Annotated in this window: 15 protein-coding genes; 9 read left to right on the forward strand and 6 right to left on the reverse strand. The window is 72.2% G+C overall.

Going from position 1 to position 19658, the window contains the following annotated elements; all coding sequences use genetic code 11:
- Window positions 1-28 precede the first annotated feature (28 nt).
- Both G555_RS19150 and G555_RS19155 read left to right on the forward strand, forming a co-directional pair.
- Window positions 29-412 (forward strand): ArsR/SmtB family transcription factor, encoded by a 384-nt coding sequence (locus G555_RS19150; protein ID WP_036922389.1) that lies wholly within the window; start codon window positions 29-31, stop codon window positions 410-412.
- Window positions 409-2349: a heavy metal translocating P-type ATPase gene (locus G555_RS19155; RefSeq protein ID WP_084635162.1), complete on the forward strand. Its 1941-nt coding sequence runs from the start codon at window positions 409-411 to the stop codon at window positions 2347-2349. The genes G555_RS19150 and G555_RS19155 overlap by 4 nt, the downstream gene beginning before the upstream one ends.
- On the opposite strand, the gene G555_RS0110095 is transcribed toward G555_RS19155, so the two are convergent.
- Window positions 2343-3239: a 1,4-dihydroxy-2-naphthoyl-CoA synthase gene (locus G555_RS0110095; protein WP_028708789.1), complete on the reverse strand. Its 897-nt coding sequence runs from the start codon at window positions 3237-3239 to the stop codon at window positions 2343-2345. The genes G555_RS19155 and G555_RS0110095 overlap by 7 nt on opposite strands.
- Before the next feature lie 88 nt (window positions 3240-3327).
- On the opposite strand from G555_RS0110095, the gene G555_RS0110100 reads away from it, so the two are divergent.
- The 3 genes from G555_RS0110100 to G555_RS22290 are packed head-to-tail and all read left to right on the forward strand — an operon-like array spanning window position 3328 to window position 6534.
- Window positions 3328-3876: a YbaB/EbfC family nucleoid-associated protein gene (locus G555_RS0110100; RefSeq protein WP_169337897.1), complete on the forward strand. Its 549-nt coding sequence runs from the start codon at window positions 3328-3330 to the stop codon at window positions 3874-3876.
- Entirely contained in the window at window positions 3866-4180 is a 315-nt protein-coding gene (locus G555_RS19160; protein ID WP_036922391.1) for a hypothetical protein, read from the forward strand. The genes G555_RS0110100 and G555_RS19160 overlap by 11 nt, the downstream gene beginning before the upstream one ends.
- Window positions 4177-6534, forward strand: a complete 2358-nt coding sequence (locus G555_RS22290; protein ID WP_028708791.1) for a WXG100-like domain-containing protein — start codon at window positions 4177-4179, stop codon at window positions 6532-6534. The genes G555_RS19160 and G555_RS22290 overlap by 4 nt, the downstream gene beginning before the upstream one ends.
- A gap of 221 nt (window positions 6535-6755) precedes the next feature.
- On the opposite strand, the gene G555_RS21240 is transcribed toward G555_RS22290, so the two are convergent.
- The 5 genes from G555_RS21240 to G555_RS0110135 form a co-directional block, all read right to left on the reverse strand.
- Complete coding sequence (locus G555_RS21240) at window positions 6756-7277, reverse strand: OsmC family protein (RefSeq protein WP_051208747.1); 522 nt, start codon at window positions 7275-7277, stop codon at window positions 6756-6758.
- Window positions 7278-7737: 460 nt separating this feature from the next.
- On the reverse strand, window positions 7738-8448 hold the full coding sequence (locus G555_RS0110120; protein WP_028708792.1) for a glycerophosphodiester phosphodiesterase: 711 nt from the start codon (window positions 8446-8448) through the stop codon (window positions 7738-7740).
- The gene (locus tag G555_RS0110125; protein ID WP_028708793.1) at window positions 8445-9581 is read right to left on the reverse strand and encodes a glycerate kinase; all 1137 of its coding nucleotides are present in this window, start codon (window positions 9579-9581) and stop codon (window positions 8445-8447) included. Before G555_RS0110125 ends, G555_RS0110120 begins: the two co-directional genes overlap by 4 nt.
- Window positions 9582-9620: 39 nt before the next feature.
- Window positions 9621-11519 carry a serine/threonine-protein kinase gene (locus G555_RS21245; RefSeq protein WP_051208749.1) on the reverse strand — a complete coding sequence of 633 codons (1899 nt, stop codon included), beginning with the start codon at window positions 11517-11519 and terminating at the stop codon, window positions 9621-9623.
- Between the two features lie 70 nt (window positions 11520-11589).
- The gene (locus G555_RS0110135) at window positions 11590-13068 is read right to left on the reverse strand and encodes a DUF7059 domain-containing protein (protein WP_245581257.1); all 1479 of its coding nucleotides are present in this window, start codon (window positions 13066-13068) and stop codon (window positions 11590-11592) included.
- Between the two features lie 721 nt (window positions 13069-13789).
- Between G555_RS0110135 and topA the strand changes: the two genes are divergently transcribed.
- From topA to G555_RS0110155, 4 genes are read left to right on the forward strand one after another with little or no spacing between them, the layout of a single operon-like run.
- Window positions 13790-16477, forward strand: a complete 2688-nt coding sequence (gene topA, locus G555_RS0110140) for a type I DNA topoisomerase (RefSeq protein WP_028708795.1) — start codon at window positions 13790-13792, stop codon at window positions 16475-16477.
- Entirely contained in the window at window positions 16474-17808 is a 1335-nt protein-coding gene (locus tag G555_RS0110145) for a hypothetical protein (protein ID WP_028708796.1), read from the forward strand. The genes topA and G555_RS0110145 overlap by 4 nt, the downstream gene beginning before the upstream one ends.
- Entirely contained in the window at window positions 17805-18440 is a 636-nt protein-coding gene (tmk, locus tag G555_RS0110150; RefSeq protein ID WP_036922405.1) for a dTMP kinase, read from the forward strand. The genes G555_RS0110145 and tmk overlap by 4 nt, the downstream gene beginning before the upstream one ends.
- The gene (locus G555_RS0110155; protein WP_028708798.1) at window positions 18437-19582 is read left to right on the forward strand and encodes a DNA polymerase III subunit delta'; all 1146 of its coding nucleotides are present in this window, start codon (window positions 18437-18439) and stop codon (window positions 19580-19582) included. The genes tmk and G555_RS0110155 overlap by 4 nt, the downstream gene beginning before the upstream one ends.
- Window positions 19583-19658: the final 76 nt, after the last annotated feature.

A 19658-nucleotide genomic window follows, 5' to 3' on the forward strand; every position in this document is an offset into this window, starting at 1 on the left:
GCGATGCCTTACCAATTAATATATGCGCATGCATGCAGATACGCAGCCCTCGTTCGTCGCGGTGGTCGACGCCGAGTACGTCGACCTCGCGGCCGAAGTGTTCTCCCTGCTGTCCGATGCGACGCGGATCCGAATCATCCTGGCGCTGGAGGCGGGCGAGCTGTCGGTCGGTGAGATCGCCGACCAGGTCGGGAAGGCGCCGACCGCAGTCTCGCAGCACCTGGCGAAGCTGCGCTGGGCGAAGGTCGTGCAGACCCGCCAGGAGGGGACGCGCGTCTACTACAGCCTGATCGACGAACACGCACGCGAACTGGTGCATCAGGCGGTCTTCCAGGCAGAGCACGTGGTCGACTTCTGGCCGCGACACCATCGGGCCGAGAGCCCCGTCGAGCAGCAGGACGGACCTCGATGAGCGCCACCAGGCCCGCGCAGCGTCCCGGCTCGGCCGAGTACGCGCCCGAATCCTTCGGCGATCTGCTGCGGCGCATCGATCGCGCCGACCTCGTGCGCCTTGGGGTCGTCGCCGTGCTGGCGCTCGCGGGCGCGCTCGTCTCCTGGCTGGCCACTCCGTGGTGGCTCCTGGTCGCCATCGCGGCGGTCGGTCTGGTCGTCGGATGCTGGCCGATCCTGACCGAGGCATGGGAGGACATCCGGGCACGGCGGATGAGCATGGAACTCTCGATGCTCATCGCGATCGCCGCGGCAGCCGCGATCGGGGAGTGGGTGACAGCCCTCGTCATCACCGTGTTCGTCCTCGCCGCCGAGATCCTTGAGGACCTCTCCATGGACCGCGGCCGCGATGCGCTCACCGAGTTGGTGCGTTTCCTCCCCTCGACGGTGCAGATCCGCACCGGCGACCGCGTCGACTCCGTCGAGCTCGACCAGGTGTCGACCGGCGATGTCGTCGTCGTGCTCCCCGGCGGGCGGGTCCCCGTCGACGGGACGGTCGTGGAGGGCCGGACGTCGGTCGACCAGTCCCGCATCACCGGCGAGCCGCTGCCGGTCGACGTCGGCGTCGGCAGCGAGGTGTTCGCCGGATCGGTGAACCAGGACGGAGCGGTCGAGGTACGTGCGCAACGGGTCGGCGCCGACTCGTCCTACGGGCAGATCGTGGCGGCGGTGCAGGCCGCGCAGGAGTCCAGGGCGCCGGTCCAGCGCCTCGCCGACCGGATCGCCGCGTGGCTGGTCTATATCGCCCTGGGCGGCGCAGCGGTCACCTACCTCCTCACGCGGAACCCGACCGCGACCATCTCCGTGGTGCTCGTCGCCGGGGCCTGTGGCGTCGCCGCGGGCACCCCGCTGGCCGTCCTCGCCGCCATCGCCCGAGCCGCCCGTGCGGGAGCGTTCGTCAAGGACGGCACCCACCTGGAGGCGCTCTCGGGGATCGACACGATGGTGTTCGACAAGACCGGGACGCTGACCGTGGGCGCACCCGCGGTGTCGGACGTCCGCGCCGCCCCCGGACACACATCCGACGAGATCCTGACCGTGGCGGCGACCGCGGAGTCCTACTCGGAGCACCCGATCGGGCAGGCGATCGTGGCTCACGCCCGGGCGCTGGGGCTTCCGGCCGGGACTCCGCAGGACTTCGACTACCGGCCGGGGCTCGGCATCCGTGCCACCGTCGACGGACGGTCGGTCCAGGCCGGCAGCAGCGCCCTCGTCGAGGACGCCCCCTCAGCGGATGCGCCGACCGCCGGGCGGACGGCCGTGCACGTGTCGATCGACAACTCCTACGCGGGGACGATCCTCCTCGCGGACTCGCTCCGGGAGTCCGCGGCACCATGCGTGCAGCAGCTCCACGGCCTGGGATTCCGGGTCGTGATGATGACGGGGGACAGCGCGTCGAACGCCCGCTCGGTGGCCGACGCCCTCGGCATCGACGATGTCCACGCCGGCCTCCTGCCCACCCAGAAGGTCGCGCTCGTGGAGGAACTGCGGCGGGCCGGGCGGCGGGTGGCGATGGTCGGCGACGGCGTGAACGACGCCCCCGCCCTCGCGAAGGCACAGGTCGGCATCGCCATGGGGACGGGCACGCACGTCGCCCATGAGAGCGCCGACATCGTGCTCATCAGCTCCGACCTGCGGGACCTCGTGCAGGCCGTGCGAACCGCCCGCAGGGCCCGCCGCATCATCGTCACCAACGTCGTGGGGACGATCGCCGTGGACCTCGTCGGCATGGTTCTCGCCGCGCTGGGCATCCTCGGACCGCTGCTCGCCGCGATCGTTCACGTCGCCAGCGAGTCCGCCTTCATCCTCAACTCCGCGCGCCTCGTGCCCCGGGCCGCGGCGGACCCCGAGAACGGCCGGACGCCGGCCGGGAGGCGGCCCGCAGCGCAGCCTCAGTAGTAGTAGGGGAACCGCGACCAGTCCGGAGGGCGCTTCTGCAGGAAGGCGTCCCTCCCCTCGACGGCCTCGTCGGTCATGTACGCCAACCGGGTCGTCTCGCCCGCGAACACCTGCTGTCCGACCAGGCCGTCGTCGATCGCGTTGAACGCGTACTTCAGCATCCGCTGCGCGGTGGGTGACTTGCCGCACACCTTCGCCGCCCAGTCGAGCCCGACCGTCTCCAGCTCCGCGTGGTCGACGACGGCGTTCACCATGCCCATCCGGTGGGCCGCCTCCGCGTCGTACACGTCACCGAGAAAGAAGATCTCGCGCGCGAACTTCTGACCCACCTGACGGGCCAGGTACGCCGAGCCGAACCCGGCGTCGAACGACCCGACATCGGCGTCGGTCTGCTTGAAGCGCGCGTGCTCGCGCGAGGCGAGGCTGAGGTCGCACACGACGTGCAACGAGTGCCCGCCGCCGGCGGCCCACCCGTTGACGAGAGCGATCACGACCTTCGGCATGAACCGGATGAGGCGTTGGACCTCGAGGATGTGCAGCCGTCCCAGCCTGGCGGGATCGACGTCCTCGGCAGTGTCGCCGTCCGCGTACTGGTACCCGGCGCGCCCGCGAATGCGCTGGTCGCCGCCGCTGCAGAACGCCCAGCCGCCGTCCTTCGGCGACGGGCCGTTGCCGGTCAGGAGGACGCAGCCGATGTCCGAACTCGTCCGTGCGTGCTCGAGCGCCGTGGCCAGCTCGTCGACGGTCTGCGGGCGGAAGGCGTTTCGCACCTCGGGACGATCGAAGGCGATCCGCACGGCCGGGACGTCCAGCGCACGGTGGTAGGTGATATCGGTGAACTCGAACCCTGCAACGGGTTCCCACAGCTCGGGGCGCCACGGATCAGTCATGACTCCACCGTAGTGGCGTGGCGCTGTGAGACGTCTGACCCCGAGGCTTGATAGAACGGTGCCCTGACTTGTGACCAGGAGGATGGCCGTGAGCGTCTCCGAGCACCCCGCCGAGCCGCCGCTCGCGGACTTTGCCGCGCACGTCCACGGCGACCTCCCCGGGCGCGTCGCCGAACTCGGCGGCGCCGCCGCGGACGCCGAGCGTGACCTTGCCGCGGCGATGGACCGGGCGCAGCGGGTACGCGACGGCTTCGGACGCATCGCGGGGCGCGGCGAGGCCGAACACGGCGCCGTCCGCGTGACGGTGGACGCGTCCGGGTGCCTTGTCGACATTCACTTCACGCCCGCCGTCCTCCGCTTCGGATCCGTCCAGCGCCTGCGCGACGCGGTGAAGGATGCCGCAGCCGACGCGGCGGACGACGCCGCCGCGCAGTATCGAGACCTCGCCGGTGTCGGCCCCGACGGAATCCCCGACCCGCTGGGCGACTTCCTCGGCGGGATGCCCGAGGTCACGCGTATGCTGCCGCCCGAACTCATCTCCCGACTCCGCGGACAGTCGGCCCCGCACGCCGACGAGCCCATCGCGCGGCGGGCGAAACGCGATCCTGGGGAGGGGCCGGGCCCGTATGAGCCGTGACATCTCCTTCGATCCGGGGGCTACACGGTCGGTGGGGGCGTCGGTCGACGAGCTCGCCCAGGCGGCGGCGGAGTCCGTCGCGGCGTTTCGCAACGGGCTGGCCGCCGCTGGCGTGTGCTGGGGTTCCGATCGATACGGCGCGGCGTTCGGAGCCGCCTACCTGACCAGCGCCCAGGACGCGGCGATCGGCGCCGTCGAGCACGCGAACCAACTCGCCCACGCCGGAGCCGACCTGCTCGCGACCGCCGCCGCCCAGGAGATCCTCGAACAGAGCGAGATCGAGGCCGCGAGGGACATCGGATGATCATGGTGACCGCCCCCGCCTGCGTTCCGAGTTGGGTCTATGAAGGACTGTTTCCCCAAGCCGACGAAGACGGACTCGATGCGCTCGCGGCGACGTGGCACGGCCAGGCCGCATCGTGTTCCCGTGACGCCGAGGGCCTGGACGCGGCGTTCCGGACACTGTCGGGCGCCTGGTCGGGCCCGGACGCCCGTGCGGCGTCGGCGCGTGCGCGCAACATCTCGACCCTGCTGACCTCGACGGCCGCGGCGTGCGAGACGCTGGCGGAGGGGTGCCTGGACGCTGCCGAGGCGGTGCGGGCGACCAAACTGGCCATGAACGTCGTCCTGCTGCGGCTCGGCGAGGCGACCTTCGGCCTGGTCTCCACCGGCTCGGCGGACGCGGCGGCCCAGCAGGTCGCCGCCGTGCAGCTCCGCGGCCTGCAGTTCTCGGCGCGCGCGATCCTCGTGTCGTACGAGAAGGCGCTGGTGGATCGGTTTTCCGCTCTGCAGTTCCCGGCAGACATCCGGCGCACCGTGGCCGGGATGTCAGGGGCCGCCGGGGCGGCCGCAGTCGGAGAAGGTGCCGCGGAATTCGAGGCCGGGAGCGATCCGGTGGACGCGGAGCGCCACGCCGGCGGTGACCTGTATCTGCTCGACACCTCCGTGGACACCACCGAGATCACCGGCGCCGAGGAGCACCTCCGGATGCAGTCCGGGCCCGCGTCACCGGTCGCGGGTGTCGCCGGAGAGGCGTCCTGGCTGAGCGCGGCAGCGGCGCGGGCATTCGATCTGGTGGCCGTTCAGGAGGTGGCGCCCGCCCCGACCGGCCCGGCCGCGGCGCCCACCAGCGGAGCCGGCGTCCCCGGCCGGATGGACGGTTCGGCGGACGACCTGCCGGGGGATTCGGCGGATCCGTCCGACCTCGCCTCGGCGAGCAGGTCGGGCAGCGGCGTGACCGGTATGCAGCCGGGCGACGGGCGAGCAGCGTCGCCGTGGACCGTGGCGGACGGCATCGATGCCGCCGCGCAGTCCCGCATCGACAGTCTTCTGGCGCCGCCGGGGGGTGCCACCGGCCCGAGCGCCCCGGGCCCGGCGTCGCCCGGCGGTGCGATCCCGCCCGGGCAGCAGGCCGCGTCCACCGTGACACCGGGCGGCGGGCAGGAAGCCGCTGACCGGGGCGCCGTCGTCGGTCCCGGGGGAACCGGGCACGATGCGGCGCCTCCGTCGTCCACGAACAGCGCCGACGACTCCGCCCACTTCGGCGGGAGCCTCCTCGGCTCCGGGATGGCGATGTCGCTCACGCCGCTGCTCGGCGCGCTCCACGACCTGCGGCTGCCCATCCATCCCAACCGGACCTTGATGCAGCCGACCCAGTTCGGGGTCGACGACGTCCCGCTCGCGCCCCTGCCCATCGACATGGACATCGTGTTCCAGAAGGTCCTCGCGCCCGGGGAGGGGGACGCGATGATCACCGGGTCCGTGCGGACGCTGCGGGGCTTCGTCTACCGGAGGGCGCAGGTGGCGCACCTCGTCGCCCCGTCGCAGCTCTACGACGCGCTGGGCCTCGGGTACACGCTCATGCACGCGGGCGGGCACCGGACGCGGGCTTTCGACCGGGCCATGGAGTCCGTCGAGGTGCTGCGCTGCAACGGGGTCCGCCAGCGTGATCTCGTCGTCCCGATCGCTCGCGACGTCTCGCGGCCCGACCTCTTGTTCGCGACCGCGGTGCGCGACCACGTGCGTCCCTGGCTGGGCACCGGCGGCGCGCCCGGGGCGACGGCCGACAGCCCCATCGAGGAGTTCGAGATCCTCGGCGTCACCGCGCTGGCGATCCCGCACCTCGCCGAGATCTGGCGCCTCGACGCGGACGGGAGCGAGCATCATGTGGCGACGTACAACGCGCGCAGCGGGCTGTGGTCACGCTCGAACGGGGACCTGTCGGTGACGCCCGGCCGCAAGGTCGACAACGGCCTGTACGCCGTGATGCAGGACGGCTCCGGATACGAGACGGTCACGCTGACCGAGACCCACAGCGTCCTCGTGGTGCACGGGCTCGGCGCGCCCGAGCAATTCCTCCCGTGCCCGGACGGCTCGCATCGACTGGTCGTGCACAACGGCGACATCGCCGGAATGGTCGGTGTGTCCTCGCTGGCGACCTGGCGGGGCGCGGTCGTGCAACTGCTGCACCGCTACGGGGACAGCGTCCTCGTGGACTACGCCGACCTGCCCCGCGACCTCGCTCAGGGCCTGGGTTTCGGACAGATCGCCCAAGGACACTGGCTGCCGCAGTGGGCGCCTTTCGCCGAACTCACCGACGTCCGCGAGACGGAGCGTGACTACCGCGTGCCCGGCCCGCTGCCGGGCCGCGGTCTCTGAACGCCCACCCGCCTGTGGTCGGCGGTCATCGCGGGGCTCGGTGTGACATCTTGTTCCGTTGAGATGTGGTGGTGGCTGGTGGTGGCTGCCGGCCGCTGATCCGGGCGCGGGTTGTCACGCTGTGGTCGACGGTCATCGCGGGGCTCGGTGTGACACCTTGTTCCGTTGAGGTGTGGTGGTGGTCGGTGGTGGCTGTCGGCCGCTGATCCGGGCGCGGATTGTCACACGGGCGTGACCATCCAGCGCAACTGCGGCGGGACGCCCGCGGCGGTCAGCAGCGTGTGGATCGGGCAGCGCCGCTCCACCTCGGTGACGAGGTCGGAGAGCTCGTGGACGTCGATGTCGCCGCTCAACCGGACCCGCCCGGTGATCGTCTGGAAGCCCGCATGGTCCTGGCGGAGCCCGCGGAGCCCGTGCGGATCGATGGTGCCGGTGACGAGCACGTCCACGTCCCGGAGGGCGACACCCTGCTCGCGGGCGACGAGCTGGACCACGGCCGTGAGGCAGCCGGCGAACCCGCCCAGGACGTACTCGAAGGGCGACGGACCCGTGTCGTCCCCGCCGATCTCGCGGGGCAGGGCGACGGTCAGCGTCCTGTGACGGATGTCGACCTCGCTGCGGAGATCGCCGGCCGATCTGCCGCGGACGGTGGGGGTCAGGGGACGCAGGATGTCGCTGCGCCCCACGACGGAGGGCTTCTCGGGCGTGACGAGGAATTCCGCGCCGGTGGCGTAGGTGGTCATGTCGTGTTCCTTGTGTCTGCGCGGTACGGGGATGTGTCGGGAATGCGGCCCGACAGGGAAACGAGAACGGTTCTGTACTCGTGATCCCGGTGGACGCGGCGTAGGAGAGGAGGATCGGGCGCTGTGCCGCCCGGGGCGGTGCGTCGCTCAGCGGCGATGCACCTGCGGCCTCACGCCGCGGCGATCATTCGACAACAACACATGGCGTCCTCCATCGCGCCCGCCGCGTTGCGTGCCCGAGCACACCGCGCGGCCGTCATGCAGACGCTCACCACCGTAGGCGTTCGGGGTGCGAGAGGAAAATCGGTGTCCGAGAGCTGGACGTCCGGGTCGCGCCGCCGAGCCGCGAGGCGTGACGGAGCGTGCGCGCTCGGGTCCTTTCGACAAGCTCAAGGACCGACTTGGGGCCCGGTGGTTGAGCCTGTCACACGCCGCGCGTCCGCGGCGCGCTCCGGGCTGCTCAGGACAGCACGCCGACCGCCGCCGCGGGATGGTTGGTGATGACCGCGTCCACCCCGAGCGCTCGCGCCTGCTCCCACTGCACAGGCGTGTCGGGTGTCCACACGTTCACCGCGATCCCGCGGCGATGACACTGGGTGACGAGCCCCGGCAGCGCGAGCAACGGGTACGGCGGGTGCAGCGCCTCGGCCCCCAGCGACGCCACGTACTCCCACGGCTCGAACAGCGGCTGGTCGATGAGCACGCCCACGGGCGACGCCGCGCCGAGATCCTGCAGCGCCCGCAGATGGTAGTGATTGAAGGACGAGTACACGACACAGTCGGACGCCCCCCGATCGCGGACGATCCGGTGGACCGTGTCGGGAAGCTCGGGCTGCTGCCCCTTCAACTCGATGTTGACGATCGTCGACGTCCCTGCGACGAGGTCGAACACCTCGTCCAGCAGCGGGATGCGGGCGTCGGGGAACGCCTTCATCCCGTTGGCCGCGGACGTCGACACAAGATCGGCGGCAGCCATCGCGGCGACCGTCCCGGGGACACCGCACGTCCGGTCGAGCGTGTCGTCGTGGATGACGACCACACGACCGTCGGCGCTCAGGTGGACGTCGAGCTCGATCCCGGCCGCACCCACCTTCATCGCCGCCGCGAACGCGTCGAGGGTGTTCTCAGGGGCGTGCCCGCTGGCGCCGCGGTGACCCCACACGTGCGTCATCGGTCGTCCTCCCGGTCGGCCGGCTCGCGCAGCAGCAGGACGGCCGCGGCGGCCGCCCGCCGCAGGTCGGCCTCGCCCCGCGACAGGGCCGTCTGCAGCTCCGCCGGTCCGCTCGAGATGGGCAGGATCGCGGTGAAGCCGGCGTCGAGCAGGCGTTCCCAGCCCTGCCCGAGGCTTCCGGCGAACCCGACCACGCGGGCCCCCAGCCCGCGGGCGCGCTGGGCGACGCCCCAGGGCGCCTTTCCCTGCAGCGTCTGCCCGTCCATGCCGCCTTCGCCGGTGAACACCCAGTCGGCCGTTCGTACGGCGGCGTCGAAACCGCACAAGTCCAGCGACACGTCGATGCCCGGGCGGAACCGGCCGCCGAGGAACGCCAGCATCGCGAAGCCGAGCCCGCCGGCCGCGCCCGCGCCCGGAGCGTCCGCCGCGTCGATCCTGCCTGCGATGTCCGCGAACCGACGGACCGCCTCGTCGATGGTCGCGACGCGGGCGGGGTCGGCGCCCTTCTGCGGCCCGAACACGGCTGCGGCCCCCGTCGGCCCGAGGAGCGGGTTGCGGACGTCCGAGGCGATCGTGATCCGCGCCTCGCGCAACCGCCGGTCGAGGCCGGTGACATCGACGCTCTCCACCGAGGCCAGGGACGCGGGCGTGCCCGACAGGGGCTCGCCCGCGGCGTCCAGCAGGCGCACGCCCAGCGCCACGAGCATCCCCGCCCCGCCGTCGGACGTGGCCGAGCCGCCGAGGCCGATGACGAGGTCGTCGGCGCCGGCGTCGAGGGCTGCCGCGATGAGCTCGCCGACGCCCCACGTCGCCGACGCCATGATGTCCCGGTCGGCGGGCGCGATCTGCCCGAGTCCGACAGCCTCGGCGATCTCCAGCACCGCCACTCGTCCCGACAGCGCGAACTGTGCGTCGTGCGGGCGGCCGAGCGCGTCACGGACCGGCACTGTCCGCACCTCGGCTCCGAGCGGTCCGGCGACCGTCGCGACGAACCCCTCGCCTCCGTCGGAGAGCGGCATCTCGATGCAGTCGATGCCCGGGTCCACGTCGTGGATGCCGGCTGCCATTGCGGCGGCGGCACGGGCGGCGGTCATGGATTCCTTGAACGAGTCCGGAGCGGCGACAATCCTCACATGGGCAGTCTCTCGCCACGCGAGGCACCCGTCCAGACCTCAGGCGAGCGCACCCGGGGGCGCCGGCCATCGGGTTCCGCGCGGCAGAGCCCGCAGCACGGCGTTCCCATCCGCGGGCCGAGCCGCCGGGTCGGGCCGCGTGCAGCGTTTCACGAGGGCTGCCAGCGCCGGGTCGACCGCCTCCAGGTCGCGCAGCACCGTGACCTCCGCGCGACCGGTGCGGACGGCGTCCAACTGGGCTGCGATCGTGTCCCCGCCGAACAGGGGACGGCCGGTCGCGGCGAATGCCAGGCAGGCTCCCCAGGCGAACACGTCCGACGCCGGGGTGGCCTTCTCCGCCCGCAGCACCTCGGGCCCCGTGTAGCCGATCGTGCCGAGTGTCGTTCCCTCGCGGGTGAGTTCGAGCGTGACACCGCGGAGCTTCGCGATGCCGAGGTCGACGATCACCGGACCCGCGTCGGTGAGGATGACGTTGGCCGGCTTGAGATCTCGGTGGACACCGACGCGGTGGATCGCGGCGAGGCCCTGGGCGAGCGCCTCGCCGAGGGCCCACAGGGCGTCGCGGTGGGTGAGCGGACCGAGGGCACGCACGGCCTCGTGCAGGGACGGTCCTCGCAGGTACGCCATCGCGAGGTAGGGCCGGTCATCGATGATCCCGGCGTCGTGGATCTCGACGACCGCCGGGTCGGCGACGCGGGCGAGCGCGGTGATCTCGGCGACGAGGCGCTCGCCGGCATCGGTCACCGAGGTCAGCGGGTTGGCGACCTTGAGCGCGATCCGGTCGTGACGGCGGCTCGAGGCGAGGTACACGATCGCCATTCCGCCCGAGCCGATGCGTCCGATGATCGAGTACGGGCCGAGGGTGCGGGGCTCCTGCGGCCCGAGCGTGGTCGGCACGGGGGCCAGAGACGCCCACTCGGCGGGCAGGACACGGGTGGGCGCGACCGGGGTTCGGGCCGCGGGTGCCTCCGTGACACGGGCCCGCCCGGTCGCCTCCGTGACGCGCCGGACCATTCCGGACAGGAGCAGCGTGGGTGCCTTCGGCCGCTCCGGCTCCGCGAACTCCTCGACGGCCGTCGCCCCGGACGAGGCGGTGACGGCAGCGGGTTCGCGGGCCGGGGATCGCGTGACCGTCGTCCGCGGCTTGGCGCGCGGCGCGGGCAGCGCGCCGTACCACACCCAGTCGGGCAGCCGGACATCCAACGGGGCACGGCGCCGGTCCTGACGCCGCGCCATGGCCTGGGCGGGGATGAGCAGCAGCGCGAGGATCGCCGTCGCCCAGACCGTCGGCAGCGCGGGCAGCCAGACGGTCAGCCTGTAGAGCAGCCCGAGGTACGCCGCGACGCAGAGCAGCGGGACGAGCGTCGTCCCCTTCGCGGGGAACCGCTGCGTCAACCAGGCCCTGCGGTGCAGTCGCGCACGCACCTGGCCGAAAATCGACCAGGACGTGAACCAGGCGAGCAAGGCCGCGATGAGGAACACGACCCACGCTGTCAGACCCGAGACGCCCGCACCGGCGTCCAGCCCGAAGAACTCCGGCGGCGCCTGCCCGACGGTGGTTCGGAAGGACGCGTCCTGCCATGGCACGAGGGCGTTGCGGGCAGCGAAGAACCACAGTGTGGACTGCACGAGACCCGCGAGCGGTGAGAGCGGATGGACGTTCGTCTCGCGCAGCAGCCGGCGCGACAGGTCGAACGCATGTCCGGGGTGGCGGGTCCCGTAGTCGTGCCAGATGCGCTGCAACGGGCGGCGGACCAGCATCCAGCGGTCGGTCACGCGGCGCCAGGTGCGGCGGGTGGCGGTCAGCAGGGCGGCGAGCCCGAACCCGTACGCCGCGTACGTGAGCGGCAGGGCGAGCCACGCCAGATCCGGACCGAGGAGGTCGGCGAGCACGCCACGCACCCAGGCGATGAGCGGCCCGAAACCCAGAGCGTCCACGCGACCTCCCGACTGCGGACGGACTCTGTCGAGTGTAGGCGAGCCAGGTGAAGCGTCCCTGAGGGGCCTCTCAGGCCTGCACGGGGGTGCGGGCCGGGACGATGAGCCCGTCGGCGGCCAGGTCGCGCAGCCGGGGCAGCAGGTCGGCCACCAGTTCGGCGGTGGGGACGTCGAGCAGGTCGGCGATGGCGGCGGCCAGTTGACCGGCGGTCAGGTCGCCGTCGCTCGCGCTGACGAACGCCGCCGTGGCGGTGTCCAGCCGGGACGCGCGGCCGAACCCGGTGGTCGACCGCAGCACGATCGCCTCGGGGTCGGCGGCCGCGGGGTGGCCGAGGGTCTCCTGCTGCACATCGGCGGGGACGATCCAGCGTCGTCCCAGCAGTGTGGCGGGGTCCTCGCGGGCCGTGCGTGCCTGGGCGAACGACGCGGAGATCGCCGGCCCGACCGGCTGATGGACGAGGTGGGGCCAGCTCTCGACGCGGACGACGGGCTCGTCGACGCCGGTCCGCCGGAGGTTCAGCCAGCCCATGCCGACGGCCGTGACGCCGAGGGCGGAGAAGTAGTCGAGCCACTCGCGGTAGCGGGCGCGATACTCGGGGCTGCCGTCGAGACCCGCGTCGGAGAGCCAGATCTCGATGTACGCGTAGACGTCCAGGCGCTCCCGCTCGACGATCAGAGCGTCGCATCCGGTCGGGCGCACCCAGCCGGCGAGGCGTTCCTCCCACGGTTCGGCCGTCACCGCCCAGTTGGCCAGCACCTGGAGCGTGCCGCCGGGTGCCAGCCGGTCGGCGCCGTCGACGACGACGCGCCGGACGAGTTCGTCACCGGGCAGGATCCCCTCGCGGTAGGTGAGTCGTTCGGGACTCGGCGGTGAGATCACGAAGGGCGGGTTGGTGACGATCAGGTCGAATGCCTCGTCGGCGACGGGGGAGTACAGGTCGCCCTCGCGGAGCTCCGCCGCGACCCCGTTGAGGGCGAGCGTGATCCGTGCGAGGGCGAGGGCGCGCGGGTTGAGATCGGTCCCCACCAGCCGGTTCGCGTGCGGCGCGAGGTGCAGCAGTTGGACGCCGGAGCCCGTGCCGAGGTCGAGCGCGGCCCCCACGTGGTCGGGGATCGTGAGCTGGGCGAGGGAGGTCGACGCGGGGGAGACGCCGAGGACATGATCGGGGCGGGGTCGCGTCGGCCCGCCATCGAGCCCGGGCGTGAGGTCGGAGCACACCCAGCCGCTCCAGCCCGTGTCTGTGGCGTACGGCTTGATCTCCACCCGGGCGCGGACTCCGTCGTCGGGGATGGCGAGGAGCCCGGCGCGCACCAGGGAGGGCACGAGTCCCGGCAGGGCGGCGTCGGCTGCGGCGCGGGGAACGGTCGCGCCGAGGGCCCAGAGGCGGACCAGTGTGCCCAGTGCATCGTCCCCCACGGTGTCGGCGGCGGGGATCGTCGAGTTGCGGGCGAGTCCGGACAGTCCGGGCTCGCCGATCCGGGCGGCGACGCCGTCCCACGTGAACTCGGCGGTCAGCAGGGCGTCGGCGAGGGCCTGGGCGTTCTCCACGTGACCCATCCTCGCCCACGGCGTGTGACATTCCGCCCGCTGTCCGGTCCGGTGGGGGTGCGTCGGGGTTCGGCGACCGGCGATACCGGCCGGATTGTCACGGCCCCGGGCCGGGAGGGGTCCGCGGTGGCGCGGCGCGTCGGCGGTGTCGGACCGACCGGCGGGCTCACCGACCCGGGGGCCGGCGGGCGGCGTCGCGTGGACACGCGTCGATGCGGGTCCCTCGGTCGTGCGGACCCGACCATGGCCGACAGCCGCGGGGTTGCCGCGCGGGTCGGTCCTCCGACGGCGCGGGGCCCTCCAGCGAGAGCCCAGTCCACCCGACTGTGTCCCTTCCGGCCGTGCGGGGGCCCGACGCCGTGGCAGGTGTGACAGCTCGTACCGGATCCGTGTGGCGAATCGCCGCTGGCGGCAGGGCGCGGCCGTGACCGGACGACATGTCACACCCGTCCCTGGGCGGGGTTCGCAGGAACGATCAGCCAGGCACAGGCTCCGACTCCGCCTGCCCTGCGCGGGTGGGGCTCGGCCCGCGACGGGCGTCGGACGCCGTGCGGGATCGTCGCGCGCACGCCTCGGGCCAGGAGGGGGAAACGGGGCACCATTTCTCCGCGAGGGTGGCATACTCCCAGGCTGCAGGCCGAGATCGACGGACAGGGCAGCGGTGTTCCGGCGGTTACGATCGAGGCACCGTAGATGTTACGAACCGGAAGCGGTAGTTGACGTGGCTACTTCACACTCGCGCAAACTCGTGATCGTCGAGTCGCCGACAAAGGCGACCAAGATCGCGAGCTTCCTCGGCAACGGGTACGTCGTCGAGTCCAGCCGCGGTCACGTGCGCGACCTGCCCACCGGCGCGGCCGAGGTGCCCGCCAAGTACAAGGGCGAGAAGTGGGCGCGCATCGGGGTGGACGTCGACAAGGACTTCTCCCCCCTCTACGTGGTGGCGCCCGAGAAGAAGGCCACGATGCGCTCGCTGAAGGCGAAGCTCGCCGACGCCGACGAACTCCTGCTCGCCACCGACGAGGACCGCGAGGGCGAGGCCATCGCGTGGCACCTGTTGCAGGAGCTGAAGCCCAAGGTCCCCGTCAAGCGCATGGTCTTCCACGAGATCACCCCGAGCGCCATCGCCGAGGCGGTGAAGAACCCCCGCGATCTCGACCTGGACCTCGTCGACGCCCAGGAGACCCGGCGCATCCTGGACCGCCTCTACGGCTACGAGGTCTCGCCCGTCCTGTGGAAGAAGGTCATGTCGGGCCTGTCCGCGGGCCGGGTGCAGTCGGTCGCGACGAGGCTCGTCGTGGATCGCGAGCGCGAGCGCATGGCCTTCACCGTCGCCGACTACTTCGGCATCGACGCCGACCTGGACGCCGGTTCCGAAGCCGTCCCGCCGGTGTTCAGCTCCCGTCTGACGGCCGTCGCCGGCCGGAAGGTGGCGACGGGACGCGACTTCGCGAGCGACGGCACGCTCTCCCCGGCGACGCTGCTGCGGCTCGACCAGCCGACTGCGGAGGGACTGGCGGCGGCACTGCAGCGGGCCTCCTTCTCGGTCACCTCGGTGGAGAGCCGTCCCTACACACGGCGCCCGTACGCGCCGTTCCGCACAACGACCCTGCAGCAGGACGCCGGCCGCAAACTGGGGTTCAGCGCCCAGCGCACGATGTCGGTCGCGCAGACCCTGTACGAGGGCGGGTACATCACCTATATGCGGACCGACTCGGTCACCCTCTCCCAGACCGCGATCACCGCGGCCCGCGCCCAGGCGGTGGCGCTCTACGGACCCGGCGCGGTACCGTCCCGCCCCCGCGTGTACACGTCGAAGGTGAAGAACGCCCAAGAGGCGCACGAGGCGATCCGGCCCGCCGGGGAGACGTTCGCGCTGCCTCGGGAGACGGGCCTGCACGGTGACGAGCTCCGTCTCTACGAGCTGATCTGGAAGCGCACCCTCGCCTCGCAGATGGTCGATGCCGAGGGCAACAACGTGAAGGTGCTGATCGACGCCGCGCTCCCCGAGCCCTTCGAGGTGGACGCCGAACCGGCGTCGACGTGCACGTTCACCGCCAGCGGGCGGACGATCACGAAGCCCGGCTTCCTGCAGGCATATGTCGAGGTCACCGACGACGACCGTTCCGACGACGCGCAGGCGCGGCTGCCCGAGCTGACGGTCGGCCAGGAGGTGCGGGCCGAGTCGATCGAGGCATCCGGGCACCAGACCCGGCCGCCGGCGCGGTACACCGAGCCGTCGCTGGTGGCGAAGCTGGAGGAGCTCGAGATCGGGCGGCCGTCCACCTACGCCTCGATCATCCGCACGATCACGACGCGCGACTATGTGTTCAAGCGCGGGTCGGCGCTCGTCCCCACGTGGCTGGCGTTCGCGGTGACGCGGCTCCTCGAGGAGCACTTCCCCCAACTGGTGGACTACCGGTTCACGGCCGAGATGGAAGGCACCCTCGACCAGATCGCCAACGGCGACGCCGATCGGCTCGCCGTGCTCACCGACTTCTACTTCGGCCCCGAGGGGGACGGCGCCCACGGGCTCCAGGCGCTGGTGTCCGACCTCGGCGACATCGACGCGCGGGAGATGTCGAGCTTCCCGCTCGGCGACTCCGGGGTCGTGGTCCGCGTGGGCCGCTACGGGCCCTACGTGACCGACGCCGAGGAACGGCGGGCGAACATCCCGCCCGACCTCGCCCCCGACGAACTGACCGTCGACCTCGCGCGAGAACTCCTGTCGCGGCCCGCGACCGGTCGTGAGCTGGGCGAGGACCCGCAGACCGGCCACACGCTCGTCGTGAAGGACGGCCGCTACGGACCGTACGTCACCGAGGTCCTGCCCGAGGACGCGCCGAAGACACGCAAGCCGCGGACGTCGTCCCTGTTCAAGACGATGGACCCGGCGACGATCACCCTGGCCGACGCCCTGCGGATCCTGTCGTTGCCGCGGACCGTGGGGACCGCCGCCGACGGTGAACAGATCACCGCGCAGAACGGGCCGTACGGGCCGTACCTGAAGAAGGGACGCGACTCGCGCTCGCTGGCGTCCGAGGAGCAGCTCTTCGAGATCACGCTGCCCGAGGCGGAGGCCATCTACGCGCAGCCGAAGGCGCGTGGGGCACGCGCGACCGCGGCGCTGCGGGTGCTGGGGACCGACGTGTCCACCGGTCACGAGGTGACGGTCAAGCAGGGACGATTCGGGCCGTACGTCACCGACGGCGAGTACAACGCGACGTTGAAGAAGACCGACTCGGTCGAGGCGATGACGCTGGAGCAGGCGTCGGAGATGCTGGCCGAGAAGCGCGCCGCCGGGCCCGCGAAGAAGCCGGCGCGGCGGACGAGGCCCGCAGGGTCCTCGACGCGCAAGACCGCGACCGCGACGTCGGCCCGCTCTGCGACGCGGAAGCGATCGTCATGACCGTCGTGCGGCTGGAGGTGCCCGTCGGGGCCGTCCCCGGCCCGCTGGCGAGGCCCGAGGCAGGCATCGCGGCGATCCGGACCAGGCTCGGGGCGCGGCGGCAGCCGCAGCTCACGGTCATCGACACGTCCGACCTCCGGCTCGCCGGAGCCGGGGTCCTGCTCGTGCACCGGGTCGTCGACGGACTGGGCGAATGGGTCTTGCGGACGTCGGGCTGGGATCCCTACCTGCAGGCCGAGACCGTGGAACCGTTCGGCCACGGCGATCTGCCCGAGGACTTCTCCGCGCTGACGTCGCCGTTCCGGCGGCTCGCACCGCTGGGGGTGCAGGGCCATCTGACCACCGAGTCGCGCGAGTTCACGGCCGTCGGCCCGGCGGGCGAGGTCCTCGCGACGCTGCGCGACACGACGCTGACGGCCGACCTCGGGTCGGTGCCCCCGGCCGTCCTGCGTGTGGCGACCGTGACCCAGCGGGACGGGTCCCGCAAGCAGGTCGCGGCGCTTCTGTCCGGGCTGGAGGCCGTGGGCGCCCGTCGCGTCGCCGCGGCGGAGCCGTTCGTCGCGCTGGTGTGCGAGCGGTACAGGTCGGAGGACTTCTCCTTCGTCGAGCGGTTCACGCCCGACATGACGATGCACGACATGGCGCAGGGCGCGGTGCGGCGGCGCGTGCGCCGGATCGTGGAGGCCGAGCTGGCGTTCCGACGGGGCATCGACTCCTCGCCCGACGCCCTGTACGCACAGCTCGGACGGGCGTTGCGCACGCTCGACGGGCTCGCGTGGGCGAGCAGGCTCGACACGGACATGGTTCGCTCCGACCTCGAATGGGTGCTGGAGCGCCCGGGCGCCGCGCCGTTCAGCGAGCGATACCTGTCGGTGATCGACGGGTTGCTGGCGTTCGCGCGCCAACCCCGCCTCGGGGAGTGGGACACGCGCCCGGCCGCCGCCGCGCTGACGCAGGAGATCGACACGACGCTCCTGTCGCTCATCAACCGCGCCCGCCGGCTCGATCGCCATGCGCCGCAGCAGCGCTGGGAGAAGACGCGCGCGTCGGCTGTCCACGCGTTTCGTATCGCGCGTGTGTCGCGTCAGTACTTCGGCTCCCGCGCGCGCGGGCTGCGTCGCCGGCTCGACATGATCGTGGCCGAGTTGGACGCCTGCCTGCCGGACACGCCGCCGACCCCGAGCACGGACGGGCTGGCACCGGCGGAGGCGTTCGAGGCGGGGCGTGCGTATGAGCGCGCGGTGATCGGATCCGAGGCGGCGCGGGTCGAGTTCGTCGCGAACTGGCGCGACCATCAGCGGTACTTCAAACAGCTCGGAATCAAGCCGTGACGGGCGTGTTCGTCGTCTTCGAGGGCGGGGATCACAGCGGCAAGTCGACGCACACGGCTTTACTGGCGGCGTCCGTGCGCGCTGCGGGGTACGAGGTGGTCCAGACGCGTGAGCCGGGGGGGACCGCGGCGGGCGAGCGGATCCGCGACATCCTCCTCGACCCTGCCACGGGCGACCTCGACGCGCGGGCCGAGGCCCTGCTGTACGCCGCCGACAAGGCGCACCATCTCACTGCGGTGGTCATGCCGGCGTTGGCCAGGGGTGCGGTCGTCGTGTGCGACCGTTACGTCGACTCGATGATCGCCTATCAGGGGGCCGGGAGAGTGCTGGACGTCGAGGACGTGGAGCGGGTCGCCCGGTGGGCGACGCGGGACGTGCGTCCCGACCTGACGGTCCTGCTGGACGTGGACCCGCGACGGGCCGTCCACCGGATCGCCGACAAGGACCGGCTGGAGGGCGAGGGTGTGGAGTTCCACGAGCGGGTGCGTCAGGGCTTTCTGGCGTTGGCCGCGGGCGACCCCGAGCGGTACCTCGTGACGCCGGGAATGGAGGAGCTCGACGCGACGGCCGCGCTCGTGCACGATCGGGTGATGCGGATTCTGTCCCGGCGGGCTGCGACACTGGACACATGACCGACGGGGTGTGGGCCGATCTCATCGGGCAGTCCGCCGCGGTGGAGACCCTGCGCGCCGCCGTCGCCGGCGGTGCCCATGCGATGACGCACGCGTGGCTGATCACCGGGCCGCCGGGGTCCGGCCGGTCCAATGCGGCAAAGGCGTTCGCCGCCGCACTGCAGTGCCCCGAGGGCGGGTGCGGTGTGTGCAGCGACTGCCGGTCGGCGCTGGCCGGATCGCATCCCGAGGTGACGTTGGTGCGCACCGAACTGCTGTCCATCGGGGTCGACGAGGTGCGTGACCTGGTCGTGCGCGCGTCCATGGCGCCGCGCCGGGGGAGGTACCAGGTGCTCGTCATCGAAGACGCCGACCTCGTCACCGAACGCGGAGCGGATGCGCTGTTGAAGAGCATCGAGGAGCCGGCTCCGCGCACCGTGTGGGTCCTGTGTGCGCCGACGGCCGACGATGTCGTGGTGACCCTGCGCTCGCGGTGCCGCCACCTTCACCTGCGCACGCCTCGCGAGGCCGACATCGCCGAACTGCTCGTCCGGCGCGATGGGATCGACCCGGCCATGGCCGCGTTCGCGGCGCGGGCCGCCCAGGGACACATCGGACGCGCCCGCGTCCTGGCCCGCGACGACGACGCCCGTCGCCGCCGCCACGACGTGCTGGTGCTGCCGTCGCGCTTGTCGTCCCTCGGTGCATGCCTGACCGCGGCGGCCGCCCTCATCTCGGGGTCGTCCGACGAGGCCCGGGCGGCCACGTCGGAGCTCGATGCGCGGGAGCTCGCCGAGTTGTCCGCCGCGTTGGGCATCGGCGCGAAGGGCGCGCGGCCGCGGAGTTCGGCCGCAGCGGTGAAGGAGTTGGAGGACCGGCAGAAGACGCGGGTGAAGCGGTTGCAGCGTGACGCGCTGGATCGTGTGCTGACCGAGTTCACGGCGTACTACAGGGACGTCCTCACTGTGCAGACCGGTGCCGGAGCGGAGTTGGTGAATCCTGAGGTGAGGGCGGAGATCCTCGCGGCGGCGCGTGCCTGCTCTCCGGTCGACACCGTGCGGAGGCTCGACGCGATCCTGGCATGCAGGGTCGCGCTGGCCGGAAATGTGGCCCCGCTGCTGGCGATGGAGTCGCTGTTGATCTCGCTGGCCGATCTCGGCTGAACCCGGTGTCGGTCCTCGTGAGGACAGGTGGCGGGTGCGACCATGTGACCACCAGTTTGACCGCGGGGTGATGCCC

This window comes from Propionicicella superfundia DSM 22317, from assembly GCF_000423465.1.
GTDB lineage: Bacteria > Actinomycetota > Actinomycetes > Propionibacteriales > Propionibacteriaceae > Propionicicella > Propionicicella superfundia.